Source organism: Ruegeria meonggei (genome assembly GCF_042768335.1).
Lineage (GTDB): Bacteria > Pseudomonadota > Alphaproteobacteria > Rhodobacterales > Rhodobacteraceae > Ruegeria > Ruegeria meonggei.
Map to the genome: position 1 here is coordinate 336,026 of NZ_JAXHBT010000002.1, position 17,556 is coordinate 353,581.

The window sequence follows — 17,556 nt, forward strand, 5'->3', positions numbered from 1 at the left end:
AGAACGCGCTGTAGCAGCAGGTTTATGAGGCAAGTTCCGCGAACTGGCGAAACGGACAGAGTCCGGGTGTGATTTGGGTGTTGTCACGTTAATTGCCGTTCGGTTGCTCATGCCCCTAATTGGACGTAGGTGACATCGATGAAGTCATCGTCAATCAGCTACAAACGCCACCGATTTCCTCCTCAGATCATAGCGCACGCGGTATGGCTGTACGTTCGCTTCAATCTGAGCCTGCGGGAAGTTGAAGAGATGCTGCTGCAGCGCGGGTTCGATGTGTCCTACGAAACAGTCCGGCGTTGGGTCATCAAATTCGGGCCGGCGGTAGCTCGAAATCTGCGGCAGAGACAGAACCGTCCAGGTGATGTCTGGCATTTGGATGAAGTTGCCGTGAGAATCTCAGGTCGCATGTATTGGCTTTGGCGCGCAGTCGATCAGCATGGCGTCGTGCTGGACGAAATTCTCCAACCCAGGCGGGACAAACGGGCGGCAAAACGGCTGTTGCGCCGCCTGATAAAGCGTCTTGGTTTTATTCCCAAGCGGATCATCACGGACAAACTACGCTCGTATGGCGCCGCCAAGCGAGAGGTCGCGCCGGGTTTGGATCATTGGTCGCACAAAGGCCTCAACAATCGAGCTGAAAACAGTCATCTCCCTTTCCGAAAGCGGGAAAGGACGATGCAGGGCCATCGCTCTCCAGGAGGGTTGCAAAGGTTCGTAGGGCATTGCCAACTTGTATGCGCATTTTGAACTGGTTACCGCTCACGCATGAGGATACCGCCCACAATGCCGCGCCTGAAGGGTTTTCGCTTTCCGCGCGAGATCATCGCTTATGCCGTCTGGATCTACCATCGCTTTGCGCTCAGCACCGCTGATGTTGAAGATCTGCTCGCGGAACGTGGCGTGACGGTCAGCCGGGAAACGATCCGGCAATGGGTCAACCGCTTTGGCGGCCATTTCGCGAATTGCATCAGGCGGGACCGGCCAAGGGCAGCCGACAAATGGCACTTGGACGAAGTGGTCATCCCGATCAATGGTCGGAAATGCTGGCTCTGGCGGGCGGTGGATGCGAACGGAGATACTCTTGATATCCTCGTCCAACCACGGCGGAGTGCTAAGGCAGCCCGGCGCTTTCTGAAGCGGCTGATTTCGCAATTCGGCGAACCCCGTGTTGTGATCACGGATAAGTTGCGAAGCTATTTCAAGCCGATCCGCGATCTTGCGCCGGGTGCGGATCACCGAGCACACAAAGGGTTGAACAATCGGATCGAAGGATCACACAGACCCACTCGAAAGCGTGAAAAGCTCATGGGACGCTTCAAGTCGCCAAAGCAAGCGCAAAGGTTCCTTGCCGCTCACGACCAGATCAACACCGTCTTTCGACCCCGCCGCTATCAACTCTCCACCTTCTCATACCGTCACGCCAGAACCGATGCTTTCGGCCTCTGGGACGGTTACGCTCTCGAAATGACCGCCTGACAGACGTAGGCCAGACCGCCGTCAGCCCCGTGCAAACAAGTTGGCAATGCCCTCGAAGGCAATCGGATCATGGATGTCTTCCTGAAAAATAACGAATGCAGTCATGTTGCCATACCTTTCAGCTTTAGACATACGCGGCCCCTGAAGGCTGCGTATGCTTGAGAAAACCAATCGTTATCGTCCTCTGAGAAACCGTTTTTCGTGTGTGAGACGATGACGAAGCTCTTCTCCTTTGCGACGTTCATGTTCTAAAAACATGGAAGCGTGCGTTGGATCAGCCTTATCATGGGCAGAGGGCCCGGCGATGAATGCACCAAATAGATTTAACATGCCACTTCTCCTTGAGTATTTGACAATTCTTGAAATCTATATAGGCATGCAGGCAGTATATCGGCCAATCAATATGCTTCTCCATTTGTTAGTTCAGGTATCATATAATGAACTGGTCACGAATACCGTCACTCGCAGCATTGCGTGCCTTTGAAGCTGCAGCACGTCACCAAAGTTTCAGCAAGGCAGCATCCGAGCTGAACGTCACGCACGCGGCAATAGCTCATCATGTCCGCAGTCTTGAGGCTGAATTTTCCGAAAGTCTGATGGTTCGGCAAGGCCGTGGGATTGCTACGACAGCAGTCGGCTCACGGTTTGCCGAGGATTTGCAGATCGGTTTCGCAAGCATCGCCGACGGTGTCGAAAATTTACGGGCGTTGGGCGAACAAAGACCACTCAACATTGCGGTGACCCCGATATTTGCAGCAAACTGGCTGATGCCTCGCATTGGCGATTTCTGGGCACAACACCCAGAAATTTCCCTGAACATCAATCCAGGCGTCGATTTGGTCGACTTGCGAAAAAGCGGAACCGATCTGGCAATCAGATATGGCAATGGGAAATGGCCCGCGCTCAAGTCTCAACTGCTGACAGATGGCGACTTCTTAGTTGTCGCGCATCCAGACCTGATTGGCGACAGAAAGGTAGATTGCTTACCGGATGTTTTAGACCTGCCGTGGATCATGGAACGTCATATGATGGAACGAAAAGCGCTTGTTGAGCGGGAAGGCGTCGACTTTGAAAAGGTCAAACTCACACTCTTGAACACCAACGCATTGGTGTTGTCAGCGGTTGCTGCCAAGCTTGGAGTCACGGTCCAGCCCAAGTCCATTGTTGAGCGGGACATCACCTCTGGGGACCTGGTCAAAATATGCGCGCTAAACCAGGAAAACCTTGGCTACTACATCGTTACATTGCCGGATCGGCGGCCTAAAGGGCTGCGTGAATTTATGAAGTGGCTTCGGACAAACAAGTGAACTGGGTTCCTAGAAGCACAATGATGATTGAAACATCGACAGCGCTTAGTGATATCACCCTTTCCAGTTGCTACAACCCTAGTCGTCCCGGCCGGGTTTGTCCGGATTATCGCAAAGCAATGCGATCTTGTTGCCAAAAGGATCGGGAAGGTAGCCAACATAAAAATGAGGCCCGTATGAAGCCCGGAAACCTGGCTGATCCTCGTCAGAACCGCCCGCAGCAAGTGCGGCCGAGTGAAGGTCACGAACACTTGCAAATCGGCCCAAAATTGCCTTCGGCGACGCTACCAATCGCTGCATTGCAGCTTCCCGGAAGCGGACTCTGATCTTAGTGGGGATCGAATTTTATCACTTCACAGTTATTCGGTTGAATTCCGGTTAGCACGTGAATGAAATTCCCATGGGTGACAATCGCAGTGGAGTGAATGCGCTCGTGCTTGAGAAAAGCGGAAAACTCAATCGTTCTATCCATCAAGACCTCATGGGGTTCAACTGAGATACCTCTGTGGTCTTTTTCGCCGTCATGCCACCAACAATCATCGAGGTGATCGAATTCGAGATGGGGGTAATTTTTAGCAAGCTCATGCGGCGGGCTTCCAACATCACAGCTGTTGCAAAGTTGCTCTCGTACCATTGCATTGATCTGAAACGGCCGCGTGTTTCCAAAAATCAAGTGGGCTGTTTGCAGCGTTCTCGTGAATGGCGAAACGATGACATTAACAAGACTAAGTTGATTGATTTCCGCCCGCGCCTGCTTTGCCTGAGATTCTCCGAGAGTTGTGATCGGTGCATCGAAAATCATAGGATCTGGCTTGTTTCGGTCATAAACCGCATTGAAGGCCGATTGAGCGTGTCGAATTAGGTAAATTGTCACTTTTAGCGTTTCCGACGTGCTAAGAAATGTTGAGTTGTTGTTCAACTGTTTGGTTAATTTATGCCATTCCCGGTCCCAACTCCAGAGTGAGTCAAATCAGCCCAAGGGCGACATTAAGCGTACCTACTGTTTGCTGAGGTGCGGCTCTTCAAACCGGCCGTTCTCCTAGTGCTTCGCAAGGTGCCGCTGTTGCGCGAATCCGGGTTTCGCGCCTAGGCTAGTTGAAAGACATTTTTAGCATTCATAGTGGAGCGCGCGACATGACGTCAGAACGTTGGACAGTTGGATCCTATTTAGCAAAGAGATTGCAAGAGGCTGGAATTGCAGACTATTTCGTCGTGCCGGGCGATTACAACTTGGTTCTTCTTGATGAATTGTTGAGCAACCCGGATCTGCAAATGATCAGCTGCTGCAACGAACTCAACGCGGGCTATGCAGCGGATGGATATTCCCGTGCGACCGGGGGGCCTTCGGCGGCGGTTGTAACTTTTTCTGTAGGTGGCTTAAGCCTGCTAAATGCGGTTGCAGGTGCCTATGCAGAAGACCTCCCGATGATTGCTATATCAGGTGGTCCCAACACGAATTCCGAGGCTGAGTGGGAATATCTGCATCATACACTGGGCGAAGTTGACTATGGCTATCAGCGTGAGATGTACGCCCGCGTCACCGCAGAAACGGTAAGGATACATCACCCCTCTTTAGCTCCGGTGGCCATTGATCGCGCTATCGATACGGCAATGTTGCGTCGAAAACCGGTGTATATTGAGATCGCTTCAAACATTGCAGGTGCACAGACATCCGCCCCCGTGCCCCGCAGTTTTGCAAGGCAGGTGACCAGTGACCCAAATTCCCTTGCTGTGGCCGTCAAAGAAGTGTCTGAATTTTTGAATGCCGCGGATCGTCCGGTTCTTGTTGCTGGCAGCAAAGTGCGCGCGGCTCAGGCAGAAAGCTCATTGCGTCGTCTAGCGATTGCGAGTGATTACGCCCAAGCATCGATGCCGAACGCCAAAAGTTTTTTATCGGAAGCAGATAATAGTTTCATGGGCATCTATTGGGGTCCGGTCAGCACACCTGGTTGCGGTGAGATCGTCGATGCCGCGGATGCGCTGCTGTTTGTGGGGCCGGCATTCACCGACTACACCACGACTGGCCATCAACTGGGATTTGACACCAGTAAAGCAGTAATGGTCCACCCAAACTCAGTTCAACTCGGAGAGACTCATTTCAGCAATGTTCGTATGAGCGAGTTTCTAGGCGCTTTGGCCGAGCGGTTAACTCCAAATAATGGAGCAATTGCAGCCTATCAGCGCGTGCAAACTCCCAAACATTTACCGCAACCCGGCGCGGCCGAAACACCCATTACAGTGCGCCAGTTGTTTGCGCGCATTCAGACCATGCTTGATGGTGATAGCACCTTGCTTGTTGAGACAGGAGACTCCTGGTTCAATGGCATCGACATTGACCTGCCCGAAGGGGCGCGTTTCGAAATTCAGATGCAATACGGTTCAATTGGTTGGTCCGTCGGGGCAACGCTTGGTTATGCACTTGGCCAAAAGGGGCGCAGATTGGTCTCTTGTATCGGCGACGGATCATTCCAATTAACCGCGCAAGAAATCTCAACAATGATCAGATACAATGCGAACCCGATCATTTTTTTGATCAACAACGGCGGCTATACGATCGAAGTAGAGATTCACGACGGTCCGTATAACACCATCAAGAACTGGAACTATGCCAGTCTAATCGATGTATTCAGTGCTGGCGAAGGCAACGCATGGGGCTGTAAGACAACAACAGAAGGTGAGTTGGACGCCGCAATCAAGGAAGCGCATAGCCGGGATGGGCTATGCTTTATCGAAGTGATGATTGACCGCGACGATTGCAATGTGAACCTTTTGCGTTGGGGAAATCAGGTCGCGCGAAACAACGGTCGGGCTAACCGATGTCGTTAGTGAGATTCAATCCGAACTTTAACGCTCCATAGGGTCAATCATCCTGTGATCCCTGGGAGCGACATGGGCAGCCCATTGCCGGCATTCGACCTGTCGAAAGTCGCAGCAAATTTGATAATTGGTTGCGCTGCCCTCGGCAGGCACGGCCCTTTCCTGCCGTTGACCGGCACCCATCATTGCTGCGGTCGCAACCCGCTTTGCGGTCATTCGCTGCGCCTGCCAGGTCAACTGCTGTTCCAACTCCACAGTAGCGGGACGAAGCGTTCGCTAGAATTGTGCTCAAGAATGACAGCTGTTCCTGCCATTGTTAGGTTTTCTGAAAACCATGACATGGCTCGTCCAAGGTCTCCCAAATTAGAAAGACGCACCGTACTGATGCGGAAACCACGCCCCAAAGCCGGTCTCCACAAACTGCCCGGCATACTAATGCACGCATATGCACAAGGCCATGTCCGGCGCTCCTGGCCAAAACAGCAGGTTTTTCGTCAGTCGCCGGTCCACGAAACCAAATGCGCGGGTGCTGGAAATTCCACTGCCCCATCCGGGGCAGCAAATTGCCCCAGCCGTTGTTCCGCTTCTGCGACTAATTTCTCGTACCCGGCATCGTCGATGAATTCTGACAGTGTCCAGCCGCGAACATCCATACGAACCCATTCACGAATCGAGGCAAATCGCGCTGTGCCAGTGACAGTCGTTACAGTTACTTCCTGCAATCCACCCTTGCCAAGAACACTTTCAAGAAAGTCCAGTTTGCCAAGGATAAAGGGCGCCCGCAGCGCACTCGCTGCGTTCGAACCAAACATTTCATCGATCAATGTGATCATCGCCGCATATCCGGGTGAAGTGTCAACGTCATCCCAGACTGACAGGGCAATCTTACCAACCGGTCTCAGCACGCGTCGCATTTCCTGAAGCGCTTTGGCCCTATCGTCAAAGAACATCAGACCAAATTGGCAAAGAACAACATCAAGTGAACGCGTAGGGAATGGGAGCTCCTCGGCCAGACCCTCGGTCCAATCAATGCCCGCCGCACGTTTTCGTGCAACGTCAAGCATCCCTTGGTTGCGGTCGAGGCCGACAACGCGGCCCTTTGATCCAATCCGCAGGACAGCTTCGCGTGTGGTGGCACCGGTGCCACAAGCGACATCAAGAACGGTATGCCCTGGTGCAATTCGGGCAAGGTCACAAAGCCGCCCCGCCCATTCACCAAAGAGAGCGGGGACAAAGAACTCATCGTATATTTCGGCTGCGGTTTTCGATACCTGTCCCGCAGTTGCGGTATCTTGCGACATGCTTTCACCCACCTTTAAGGTTACGTTTGCACCATTGGTGACACAGTGCTGCTTGGCGGATATAGTTCGGAATCTGTAGCAACATGACGGGGGTTCCGATGAAATCCTACGGTCAGTTCTGTCCAGTCGCCAAGGCAGCCGAGCTTTTTTGCGAACGTTGGAACGCGCTCATTGTTCGTGACTTGGCTGTTGGACCGCGCCGGTTCACCGAGCTGAAACGCGGCGTGCCTTTGATGTCACCGTCACTTCTGTCTTCCCGACTGAAATGGCTCATTGAAGAAGGTGTTGTTGCGCGCCACGACATGGGCGAAAAACGCCTCGGATATGTGCTGACGGAAGCGGGGCGCGAGTTTGTACCCCTGGTCGAGGCTCTCGGCATATGGGGGCAACGCTGGACGAGGCGTCAATTGAAGGAGCATGAGGTCGATCTGGGATTGTTGGTCTGGAGCCTGGAAAGCACGACCAACCCAAATGCGTTCGGTACGAGACGCTGCCTTGTTCGGCTGGAGCTGACCGATCAGACAGAGGCCAAAAGATATTGGTGGTTTCTGAACCGGAACGGACAATGCGAATTGTGCGTCGAGGATCCCGGTGGAGACGTTAATCTCTATCTGGCATGTACCCTTCCGGACGCGATCTACATCGTCAGAGGAGACCTCACCCCAGCCGGGGCAATTGAAACGCAGAGCCTCGAAGTGCTTGGCGATAGCTGGGCCAGCCATCAATTGGTGAGTTGGCTCAATCTCAGCCCGTTAACGTCCATCAAATCATGTCGCCAAACTGCATAGTGGGGTTTCGAGTGACGGACATTGGACATGCGGGAATTGATTCATAGTCATCTCTGGACGGCCCGTAGCGGTCTTTTATCCTAACCACATCCGTTGCATTGCAGCTTCCCCATAGCAGACGCTGATTGAAGTCGCGGCATACTAGCATTGCCGGCATTGCTGACAATTCATCGTTGAAGCGGTTCTTCACGTCTGGCGACGTACGGGATCACCATGATAGGCACGCCAAAAATGCCGCGACACATATTGCGCAAAGGGTGGCCTCTGAACCCTGCCGCATCTGCGACCCAATTTAACCTTGCCAATTCGCCAACAGTTCACCCATTCGCTCCAATCCAAGATCCAAATTGGCTGCAACACCTCCGCCGACACCCAGTCGGATGTGATGGCGCATGCCGTACGACGATCCGGGCAATAGGAACGTTCGGTAGGGTTCGGCAAGCAAACGTTTGGCAAAAACATCTCCATCAATGCCGTCCAGCCGCGCCAGACCAATCAATCCGGCTTGCGGTTTAATCCACTCAAGGCGCGTTTGTTCAGCGACAAATCGATCAAGACGCTCAAGCGTTTTCTGACCAGCGGTTCTCGCTGCGCTCATGGCCTGATCATACCTGTCTGGTCGCAGAGCTATTTCAGCAATGACCTCACCAAGTATGTTCATGATCTCGCTTGAGTTTTCCCGTAGGATAATTGCATCCCAAATCAGATCGGGATCACGGCAAATCATCCAACCGGTGCGCAACCCTTGAAGTCCCAGCGCCTTGGATACACTACCTGTCGTAATCCCCCGGTTATACATGCCAGCAATGGAAGGCGCGCGATCGCCCTCCCATTCCAACCCGGCATACACTTCGTCCACAACAAGCCACGCGCCAACGCGATCCGCGATCTGGACTAGCCTTTCAAGCTCGCGACGGGTCATGAGGCGCCCGGTGGGATTATTGGGGTTGGTCAGAAAAATAAGCCGCGTTCGGTAGGTTACAGCGGCCTCAACAGCATCAAGTGGCAAGGACCATTCTGACGCCTCCTCGAGGTCGATCACTTTCAGTGTGGCGTCGACTGCATCGGCCAGCACGCCAGCTTGCGGCCATCCGGGACGTTCCGTCACGACTTCGTCACCCGGTTGGACCAATTGCATGAAGGCCAGATAATTGGCTTCTGCGGTGCCAGCCGTGATCAGAACGTCATCTGGCTGACAAAGACCAGAGAGACCCGCCCTGTCCAAAATATGGCTCCTTAATTCAGGCAATCCGCGAAAGCTCTTCTGGTTCCAGTCCAGCGGAAGATCGGAATCCAGCGCGTCCAGGAAGGTGCCCAAACGAGGCGATTCAGACAAAGAAAACCCAATGAACGCTTCAGGGTCCGTTTCTGTAGTATCTAGCAAATACTGAAAAAGCGTATGTATCTTGACTTTCATCCCCGACCGTAAACCCTTGTGACCAGATAGGGAGAGAGTGCGTGCAAGCAGAGGGGTTTGTCAAAGGACGACCAATTGATCTGGCCGTGTTGGACTATGGCCTGTTCAAGGTCCATTCCAATGGGCGGATCATAGGAATTTGCGGGTTTGTGATCCGCACAGATTCCGGCGAGGTGATCCTGATCGATACCGGCTTTCCCGCAAATTACGCGACCGACACTGACGCCGCAGTGAAAGAAGACCGGTTGTTTGAGTTTGGTGAGGTTCTGATCTGTGGACCTGACAACCTGCCACAAGCACAACTAGCCAAATTGGGGATCAAGCCTGCAGACGTCACATTGCAGATTTGTACACATACTCATATCGACCATGTTGGTGGCTTGGGTGATTTTCCAGCCTCACCGATCCTAATATCGGCCGTAGAACGGGCCCTGCCGCGACCGCTCTATTGGGGCGATGTACAACCATTGGATTGGCCCGATCGGGACTATCTTGAGGTTGAAGGCGATGTTGAAATCGGTCCTGGTCTTACGATTCTGGAAGCCCCCGGACACGCGCCAGGTCAGATTGCCATGATGGTTGATCTTCCATCGGGTGCATTCTTGCTGACGAGCGATGCAATCTCCCGGCCCGCTGAGTTTGACGAGAAGTTTGCGGGGTCCTGGGATGAGCAGGCCGCGATTGCAAGTGCGGACCGGCTCATGCGACTGGCATCCCAGCGGGATGCCTTCGTGATTTATGGGCATTGTCCAGTGCAATGGCCTGAACTGAAAAAAGCACCAGAATTCTATCGCTGATCACGAAAACGATTCCGCCTCAATTTCGCTGAGCACTCCTCGCAGCTGAATCCTATCGCACGTCGCGCCCTTGATTGAGGATGATGACATTGCCGCTGGAAACGTCACCTACCGGAGAAATTAGGAAGCCGACCCAGGATGCGATTTGTTCGGGCTGCATCGCTTGGCCATGCGGCATGGCATCAATGGCTTTTTGCAAGACGTCGTCAGTGAGGACGCCAAAAAGCGGTGTCTCGGTCATGGCGGGGGCCAGCGAGTTCACGCAAATTTTGTCTAGCGCATAACGCCGGGCGAGGTCTTTGGTCAAAGTGTCCATCGCCGCCTTGGATGCACGGTAGTGCGGAGGATCGAAGACATCAAAGTTGTACGCACCGTTTGATGATATGTTGACGATCTTTTTAACGCCTTCACGTTCAAGCATCATTGGCACCGCGTGCTGGCAGCAGTGAAATGCAGAGGAAAAATTTATCGCCATCTGATTATCGAATTCTTCGGCAGGTATGTTTGGAAAATCTGACATGAAACAAGTGCCTGCGTTATTGACCAAAGCATCCAACCCGCCACGCGCCGTCCTGATGTCCGCAAATGTCTGAGAAATGGCTTCTGGCCGTGTGAGATCAACACACATCGCCGTGAAGCTAGAATCGAGTTCTATGGCCACTTCGTCCAGACCATCTGCGTTGAGGTCTAACCCAACCACATGCATCCCATCCGCACATAATTGGCGGCAAATGGCGAGCCCCATTCCCCCCGCAGCGCCTGTGACAGCAGCTATTTTCATGGTAATCCCTCTTGCTTTGGCTTCGGAACAGTTTCTTTATTGTGCAGGATCGAACTTAGACCCTCACCTTAAACCCTACAGGTCAAATTGAATTCTGCTCAATATTTGTAGTGAGCATCTAGTCCACCCAACAGCCCATTTGCCCGTATGGTGTTGTCGGCCCATACCTGCCGTTCGAATTCTTCTTGATTTTATGTGCGAGCCCCCAAAAAGCTGCCATTCGTTCAGAGCGCAGCATTTTGAGTTGCTGCGTGACTGCAAGGCGAAGGGCGTAGTCATTGGACCAATGTCCCGTTCAGGTCGTGCTCAACGAACCAAGCAACTCAGATGTGACAGCATCTTTGGAACATTCCCGGCTCAAGCGAGTGTTAAAGTTGCTCGCGAGTGGTAGATTATTCTTGCGGCGCCGGCTCCAATCCATAGCCTTCGATGATCCGTTGCGCGGTACCATCTGAATAAAGTGCAGGCCACGAATCAAAAAACCGCTTAACGACGTCCGGATCGGGAAAGTCTTTGCGGATCCCGGCATAGTATAGAATTGCCTTGTCACCGCCCGCATAGCGAACCTTACCCCCAAGCTCCTCGTCAGAAATAATCCCCCAACCGCGATCACGGTTGGAATAAACGGCATCAAGTCTGTTTGCTGCGAGTTTCCGCATCCCTGCAGCATCATCGGGGTGGCCATCGATTTCGATTGGCTCGACCTGTTGGGCAATCTGTTCTTCGCGCAAACCCTTGAGTTGAGTTTCAGTGTTGGATGGCGCAAAGACGCCGACACGATACCCGGCCACCTGGCTTTGTTCGTCGTAGATCAGAGGATTGTTGGCCGCGACAAAGAAACCATATTCGGTGCGGAATAGGGGTGGCGAGAAATCCAACCATTCTTCGCGGGCCGGGTTGCGTCCGATAACCATCATGCCGTCAGCATCGCCGGCTTTCATGAGTTCCTGCGCCCGCCGCCAGGGGTAGATGTCAAAACTGCAAGCGATCCCGGCCCGTAGGCATGCCTCGGCTATCACGTCACGGCCAGGGCCCGCGACCTGCTGGTTTTCTCCATAGATGAACGGCGCAAACTCAAGCGTAACAAAGCGTAGCCGGTCGTCAGCACGGGCGGTCGCAGCGCAGACGGCAATCAACACAGAAAAGAAAAAGGCAAGCTTTGTCATTGGCGTCCCTGAAACCACAATCAGTTTGGCATAGTCCGAATATGGCGTATCCTTGCACATCTGCGCAATCCACGAGCCGAGGCTGTCCCAATCACGCAACAACGACCATACGAGTTCTGAAATGGCGTCCAAGCGCACCCGTACCGAAACGCTCAGAGCAAAATTCCTGCGCGTGACGATTCCACTGATCTTTTTGTCGGTGATCGGGGTTTTCAGTGTCATTGAATACCTCACCCATCGCAGCGCTGTGGAAAGGCTAGAGCGAAGCTTGGAAGGGCAGATCCAGACTCAGGCGGCGGCGCTTGCCAATCCGCTATGGAATCTCGATGACGAACAGATCGGGCTTGCGCTTGCGGCGCTTGTGACAAGCCGCGAGATTCTGTCGGCACAGGTTTATGGGGAAGAACAGGAGTTGGTGAGCGCGGCGGGCGAAGTAGCCGAAACCGCTTCGTCCGGAGATCTGGTGCAGCTCAGCCGCGAGATTGTCTTTGATGCCGGTGCAGGGCCAAAGGTGATCGGTACGCTCGAGTTTGTCGCCACGCGTGAGCATTTATGGCAGCAAACCCTCAACCGCCTGCTGATTGCAGCTGTTATTGCCCTCGTCGCTGTGGCTATGGAGGTCGCGGCGGCGCTATATGCCCTGAGAACAATCATCGGACGCCCGCTGGCGGCGTTACTTGCGTCGATCGAGCAGCGCCGGACCGGAGGCAGCCGGCAACCGGTGATCTGGGAAAGCTCGGATGAACTGGGTCAGGTGATCGGCGCCTATAATGAAATGCAGGGAAAACAGGCCGCCTACGAGGCCGAACTGAGTGACGCACGCGATACGCTCGAGGATCGTGTCGTCGAACGCACCGCCGAACTAGCCACAGCACGGGACGAGTCCGCTCGCGCCAGGACACGGCTCAACGACGCGATCGAAGCCATCTCGGAAGGCTTCTCGCTTTATGACAATGACGATCGTCTAGTTGCGGCCAATTCGCGTTACAAAGAGCTGTTGAACATCGACGACGACATGATGCAAACGGGGCAACCTTTTCAGAGCATCCTCTCCGCAGCAGTTGATCGTGGGCTCCTTGCCGACGCACAGGGTGACCCGGAGCGGTGGGTAGAAGAGCGAATGGCGCGCCACCTGAACCCGGGCCCCGAGTATCTGCAGCGTTACGCAAATGGCCGTTATTTGCGGGTCAGCGAGCGGCGCACCGAGGATGGCGGCACGGTGGCGGTTTATTCCGACATCACCGAACTCAAGCAACGCGAAGAGGAACTGGCGACCAAATCCGCGCAGCTCGAGCAGCTTTCCAGCCAGCTGGCCAAATACCTCTCGCCGCAAGTCTACGAGTTGATTTTCCAGGGACGACAGGAAGTGAAAATTACGGCATCGCGCAAGAAATTGACGGTGTTCTTTTCCGATATTGCCGGTTTTACCGAAACAGCCGACCGTATGGAGTCAGAAGAGCTTACGCAGGTGCTCAACCAGTACCTGACAGAAATGTCAAAGATTGCGCTCGACCATGGTGCAACGATCGACAAGTTCATAGGTGATGCGATCATGGTATTCTTCGGGGATCCGGAAACCCGGGGTGTCAGAGAGGACGCCCGTGCCTGTGTCCGAATGGCGATCGCAATGAGGGACCGCCTGCGCGAATTGACCGGCGAATGGCTTGCCGCTGGTATCGCCCATCCGTTTCGGTGCCGGGTAGGCATCCACACCGATTTCTGCACGGTCGGTAACTTCGGCAGCGAGGACCGGCTCGATTATACTATCATCGGCCGCGGCGTGAATATCGCGTCCCGCCTGGAGCAAATCTCGGAACCCGGAGAAATTCTGATCTCCTACGAAACCTATGCACATGTCGCAGACGAAATCGACTGCGAGGAACAAGGTGAGGTCAAGGTGAAGGGGATGGCATATCCGATTACCACCTACTGCGTCAAAGGTATCAGTCATGAGGCTGCTGTTGAGCCAGCACAGCAGGCGCAAAGCCTCGTTTCGATTTTGGAATCGGACCCATCTGACCTCTCTGCACACCAACGGGAAGATGCGATTAACCGCTTATCGAAAGCGCTAGATCGCCTTGCCGCCCAATCAAACGCCGAGGACGCAGCAGAGTAACTTGGACTGGAATACTAATTTTGTGCGCATAGGTCCGCGAGAGGTGCGGCCCATTGCCGACGTTCGCTTGTGTCTTTTCTCGACCGGGCCGCTTCCCGGAAGCAGACGCTCTTGCACAACGCAGCATTAGCGCCCGTGATACCGTAGGCGGCGCTCCTTCATCTTGGTTGCCGCTGTTTCAGTCCCATCATGAAACGACCCAAACCAGTGGTCCCAAGGCATTTCCAGGGTTCCGTAGTTGCATTCGAAATACCGATGATGCAGCTGATGGAAGAAATCCCCCAACAACAACTTGCTCTTGTCTTTGACCAGCAGGCTTTCAAAGCCGGTATGCGACGTGGCGGCTTCAAGCGCCTTGAGCTGCATATGATACAGGAAATGGATCGGGTGCGAGGCCACAACCCAGTGGATCAGCCCAGTGCTGAGATATGGCCTTGATGCCAGCCGTGTTAGCTCCGCTTTTGTCGATGACAATCTTTCTCGGAAGGCCGTTGACCTCCAGTGTCCGGGCAAAGAATTTTGTGGCGGCGGGTTTGTTTCGACGCTGCGAAAGCATGAAATCAAGCGTCTTGCCGTGTTTATCGACCGCTCGGTAGAGATAGACCCACGCACCTTTCACCTTGATGTAAGTTTCGTCCATCCGCCAGGAGCGGTCACACGGTCCCTTACGCCTGCGCGCGATGTCGGCGATTGCACTAGCGTATTTTGTCACCCAACGGTTCAGCGTCGTGTGATCTACCGCAACGCCACGCTCGGACATGATTTCTTCAAGATCACGGTACGACACGCCGTATCGAACGTAGAAAAACACCGCGAAGAGGATAACATCCTTCGGATATTGCGCACCCTTGAAAGAAATCATGAACTGACTTTCGGCTGAATTACACCAGCCGCTATTCACTCTCTGCGTTCTTGAGCGTCAATGGCAAAATGTTTGCAACAGATCCTTGGAAAATGGCAACCTTTGAACGAAATCATGTTGGGCACCTGCTCTACAGTCTTGCCGGTGCATCTTGTCGCTCGGGGGTACACCAGGCAATCAAATCTAAAAGTTTGCAACAAACCCGGGGATGTCCATTCCATCAGAACCCCTCGACCCTCAGCCGAATTGTGCAACAAAGCCAATTCACGACAAAACCGATTTCAGTCAGTGGACTCGAGATCCTCAGGCAGCAAAAGCTTCATTTCTCCTTCGGAGAAATCGCCAAACGACAAATCCCAGGACGCCCCTGGCCACAGTAATTGTAGTTGCCTTTTTGATGGTCTGTAAACCACCGTATACAGCGTCCCAAACCCCGATCCGAATGCCGTAGAGTAGAGTGGCGGGCGCAGGAAAGCGTCAATGAACCGTTTTTCGCTTTCTGGATGCTGGTTGAGCCGGTTCAGCAGGTATTTCTCGCGCTCCACTGTTGCCGTAAAACGCGCGTGTTTGGACCATTCAACATGACCCTGATGGTTTGTCGCTACTGGTACGTCCGAGATTTGCGGATGCCGGTCAGGGGCAAGAAAGACTGTGTTGTGGTTGTACTGCGCGTCAAGAACCGTGACGTTATAGCTCATGTGGCAGGGGATGCGGCACAGGCAGTCGATCGCCTCCGCCGTTGTCTCGCAGGTTTGCAGGACATAACGCAGGATCAGCGGCACGCCGAAACCATCGCCCACTTCTCGCCGCCCACCAAAGGTCAGCGAAACAGTGAGGCCGGCATCATTGATACCATCAAGAAGGCCAAGAACACCGTCGCTCATCCCGATCACCCCGCGCCCGTCCCAGTGCGTTTTCAACAGAGCCGCATCAAAGGTCTTGGGATGGTAGTCGTAGTTGCGCACAAGGAACGGCGTTCTGCCGCGCCAGATCGCCTGACTGCAACCCGACAAGTATTTCGGCGGGCAGTAGAAGCTGAGAAACCGCGCCTGGCTGTCACTGCCGCCCACAAGTTCAACCACCTCATCGTAGAGTGGTACGATCTCGGGCATGTGCTTTTCCAGCGCGCGCAGACATTCGCGGTAGGTAGGGCGTGCAGAATAGCCCTCTTGCGCCCACCATTTACGGTAGGCGGGCCAGTATTCGGCAAACAGCCCGGCCAGCTTGGGACCGGGCTGTTCCTCGTCAATTGAGCGAAATACAAGTACCATTTAGCTTTCTACATGATTTTAAAGGCGGGATCATCCATCGCACTGGCCGCAGGAAGCGGGCGCGCAGAATACGTGGATTTGATGCCGTGGATCCACAATTTTGATTTGTCTGTTAGTTTAAAACCTTTGGTCATCGAGCGGCCGCGTGTCACCAGAATGCCCAGATCAGCGCCTTCGTAGCGATAGTCACCGACATTAGAAATACGCAGGAAGAACGCCTCATTCTCACCAACCGAGCGGCGGTGATAGTCGAAGCGATCGAACACGACGCGGCCGTCTTCGAGCATCTTGTAGATACCAGATTGGGGCGCCTGAGTAATCACGTCGACATTGTCGTCGGTGTATTTGATCACCATTTGCGACCAACTGTCGATCATGTCTGGGTCGGCCCAGCGTGCATTCAGTTCCTCAACGTCCAGCTCGAACGGCTTTTTTGAGAACTCCAGCAGGTGAAACAGGAAGAGCGGCGCATCCGCGTGGGCAAAGGCGGCGTGGTTGGTCATGGAACTCGCGCCAGTGATGCGAGGATTCAACTCACCCAGCCATAGCTCATCGGTTTTTTTGTCGATCAGGAAGTCGAGTTCGAAATAGCCGCGATAGCCGGATTTGCGCAGTTCTTCACCAAACTGGAAGGTCAGTTGCCGCGCCTGTTCGCGAGCTTTGGGTGCGAAGGCAGTCGAGAAGATTTCATTGCCGCACCAGCCGCCGCGATAAGGGGTCAATTCATTGAAACCCACAAGCTCGGTCATCAGCGGGCCAACGATTGTACCTTCGGACGTGGCACAAGCCTCGATCGCAGCACCACGGCAGTCGATCCGCTTCATGATCTTGATCTCACCCTCACCGATGATCTCGTGTTCATGCTTTTTGAAATCCGCCTCGGACTTGATGAAGAACGTGGTGTGCCCGCTGTCGCCAAAGGCCGATTGCAACACCAGATCATGCCCCAGCCCGGCCTTATCGCAGACCTTGCGCAGGTGGTCATAGCTCTTGACGACGCTCAGGGTGTTGGGCACCGAAGGCACGCCTGCCTTATTGCCGATACGCACGGTTTCGATCTTGTTGTCGCACTTGGTGCGCAGCTTGGCCTTGGGGAACCACAGCTGGCCGCCCAGCTCCTTGACCAGCTTTTCGGTGGTTTCATCAAACATCAGGAAGACAAATTTCGGCTTGCCGCCGCGCCGCTTGATCAGGTCAATGACCTCTTTGTGCTGCAGCAGGTAATTGTTGATGTCCTCAATCGACTGGAATTCATCATGCGGCATTTCCGAGGGCACGAAAACGTTCGGGTGGCGTCCGTCAAAACAGTCCATGTAGCAGATATAGGTGAAATTCATCACCCATTCGTCCAGTCCCAACAGATTGAAATTAGTCGCCGATACAAAATAGACCGGGTCTTTGTTGGTGTGGAAAAAACGGCGAATTTCCGAGATGTTCTTGAGCACCTTCTTTGGCAT

Annotated in this window: 14 protein-coding genes and 3 pseudogenes; 7 read left to right on the plus strand and 10 right to left on the minus strand. The window is 53.8% G+C overall.

The window, feature by feature from the left end:
* Positions 1-138: 138 nt before the first annotated feature.
* The 3 genes and pseudogenes from SJY13_RS21600 to SJY13_RS21610 form a co-directional block, all read left to right on the plus strand.
* Positions 139-717, plus strand: a pseudogene (locus SJY13_RS21600) (IS6 family transposase); the annotation flags it as partial.
* A gap of 48 nt (positions 718-765) precedes the next feature.
* Entirely contained in the window at positions 766-1,476 is a 711-nt protein-coding gene (locus SJY13_RS21605; RefSeq protein ID WP_377194214.1) for an IS6 family transposase, read from the plus strand.
* Positions 1,477-1,913: 437 nt separating this feature from the next.
* On the plus strand, positions 1,914-2,783 hold the full coding sequence (locus tag SJY13_RS21610) for a LysR family transcriptional regulator (protein WP_377194216.1): 870 nt from the start codon (positions 1,914-1,916) through the stop codon (positions 2,781-2,783).
* 78 nt (positions 2,784-2,861) lie between these two features.
* On the opposite strand, the pseudogene SJY13_RS21615 reads toward SJY13_RS21610, so the two are convergent.
* Positions 2,862-3,038: pseudogene (locus tag SJY13_RS21615) on the minus strand (VOC family protein); the annotation flags it as partial.
* A gap of 73 nt (positions 3,039-3,111) precedes the next feature.
* Positions 3,112-3,702, minus strand: a complete 591-nt coding sequence (locus SJY13_RS21620) for a histidine phosphatase family protein (RefSeq protein WP_377194218.1) — start codon at positions 3,700-3,702, stop codon at positions 3,112-3,114.
* A gap of 215 nt (positions 3,703-3,917) precedes the next feature.
* Here SJY13_RS21620 and SJY13_RS21625 point away from each other — a divergent pair, with 215 nt between their 5' ends.
* Positions 3,918-5,609 (plus strand): thiamine pyrophosphate-binding protein, encoded by a 1,692-nt coding sequence (locus SJY13_RS21625; protein WP_377194220.1) that lies wholly within the window; start codon positions 3,918-3,920, stop codon positions 5,607-5,609.
* Between the two features lie 485 nt (positions 5,610-6,094).
* Here SJY13_RS21625 and SJY13_RS21630 read toward each other — a convergent pair whose 3' ends face one another.
* Positions 6,095-6,901, minus strand: coding sequence for a class I SAM-dependent methyltransferase (locus tag SJY13_RS21630; RefSeq protein ID WP_377194222.1), 807 nt, complete (start codon positions 6,899-6,901; stop codon positions 6,095-6,097).
* Positions 6,902-6,999: 98 nt separating this feature from the next.
* On the opposite strand from SJY13_RS21630, the gene SJY13_RS21635 reads away from it, so the two are divergent.
* The gene (locus SJY13_RS21635; RefSeq protein ID WP_377194224.1) at positions 7,000-7,689 is read left to right on the plus strand and encodes a winged helix-turn-helix transcriptional regulator; all 690 of its coding nucleotides are present in this window, start codon (positions 7,000-7,002) and stop codon (positions 7,687-7,689) included.
* Between the two features lie 292 nt (positions 7,690-7,981).
* Here the strand turns inward: SJY13_RS21635 and SJY13_RS21640 are convergent, their stop codons facing one another.
* Positions 7,982-9,025 carry a pyridoxal phosphate-dependent aminotransferase gene (locus SJY13_RS21640; protein WP_377194226.1) on the minus strand — a complete coding sequence of 348 codons (1,044 nt, stop codon included), beginning with the start codon at positions 9,023-9,025 and terminating at the stop codon, positions 7,982-7,984.
* Between the two features lie 122 nt (positions 9,026-9,147).
* Here SJY13_RS21640 and SJY13_RS21645 point away from each other — a divergent pair, with 122 nt between their 5' ends.
* A complete protein-coding gene (locus SJY13_RS21645) occupies positions 9,148-9,903 on the plus strand; it encodes an N-acyl homoserine lactonase family protein (RefSeq protein ID WP_377194228.1) in 756 nt (251 codons plus the stop codon).
* Positions 9,904-9,955: 52 nt separating this feature from the next.
* Here the strand turns inward: SJY13_RS21645 and SJY13_RS21650 are convergent, their stop codons facing one another.
* On the minus strand, positions 9,956-10,684 hold the full coding sequence (locus SJY13_RS21650) for an SDR family NAD(P)-dependent oxidoreductase (RefSeq protein WP_377194230.1): 729 nt from the start codon (positions 10,682-10,684) through the stop codon (positions 9,956-9,958).
* 392 nt (positions 10,685-11,076) lie between these two features.
* Complete coding sequence (locus SJY13_RS21655) at positions 11,077-11,949, minus strand: substrate-binding periplasmic protein (protein ID WP_377194232.1); 873 nt, start codon at positions 11,947-11,949, stop codon at positions 11,077-11,079.
* Between the two features lie 22 nt (positions 11,950-11,971).
* Here SJY13_RS21655 and SJY13_RS21660 point away from each other — a divergent pair, with 22 nt between their 5' ends.
* A complete protein-coding gene (locus tag SJY13_RS21660) occupies positions 11,972-13,966 on the plus strand; it encodes an adenylate/guanylate cyclase domain-containing protein (protein WP_377194234.1) in 1,995 nt (664 codons plus the stop codon).
* 126 nt (positions 13,967-14,092) lie between these two features.
* On the opposite strand, the gene SJY13_RS21665 is transcribed toward SJY13_RS21660, so the two are convergent.
* From SJY13_RS21665 to SJY13_RS21680, 4 genes and pseudogenes are all read right to left on the minus strand, one after another.
* Positions 14,093-14,332 carry a hypothetical protein gene (locus tag SJY13_RS21665; protein ID WP_377194236.1) on the minus strand — a complete coding sequence of 80 codons (240 nt, stop codon included), beginning with the start codon at positions 14,330-14,332 and terminating at the stop codon, positions 14,093-14,095.
* Positions 14,331-14,828: pseudogene (locus SJY13_RS21670) on the minus strand (IS6 family transposase); the annotation flags it as partial. The gene SJY13_RS21665 and the pseudogene SJY13_RS21670, both read right to left, overlap by 2 nt.
* Positions 14,829-15,109: 281 nt before the next feature.
* Positions 15,110-16,099, minus strand: coding sequence for a C45 family autoproteolytic acyltransferase/hydolase (locus SJY13_RS21675; RefSeq protein ID WP_377194238.1), 990 nt, complete (start codon positions 16,097-16,099; stop codon positions 15,110-15,112).
* An 8-nt stretch (positions 16,100-16,107) separates the two neighbouring features.
* Positions 16,108-17,556 carry a biotin carboxylase gene (locus SJY13_RS21680; RefSeq protein ID WP_377194240.1) on the minus strand — a complete coding sequence of 483 codons (1,449 nt, stop codon included), beginning with the start codon at positions 17,554-17,556 and terminating at the stop codon, positions 16,108-16,110.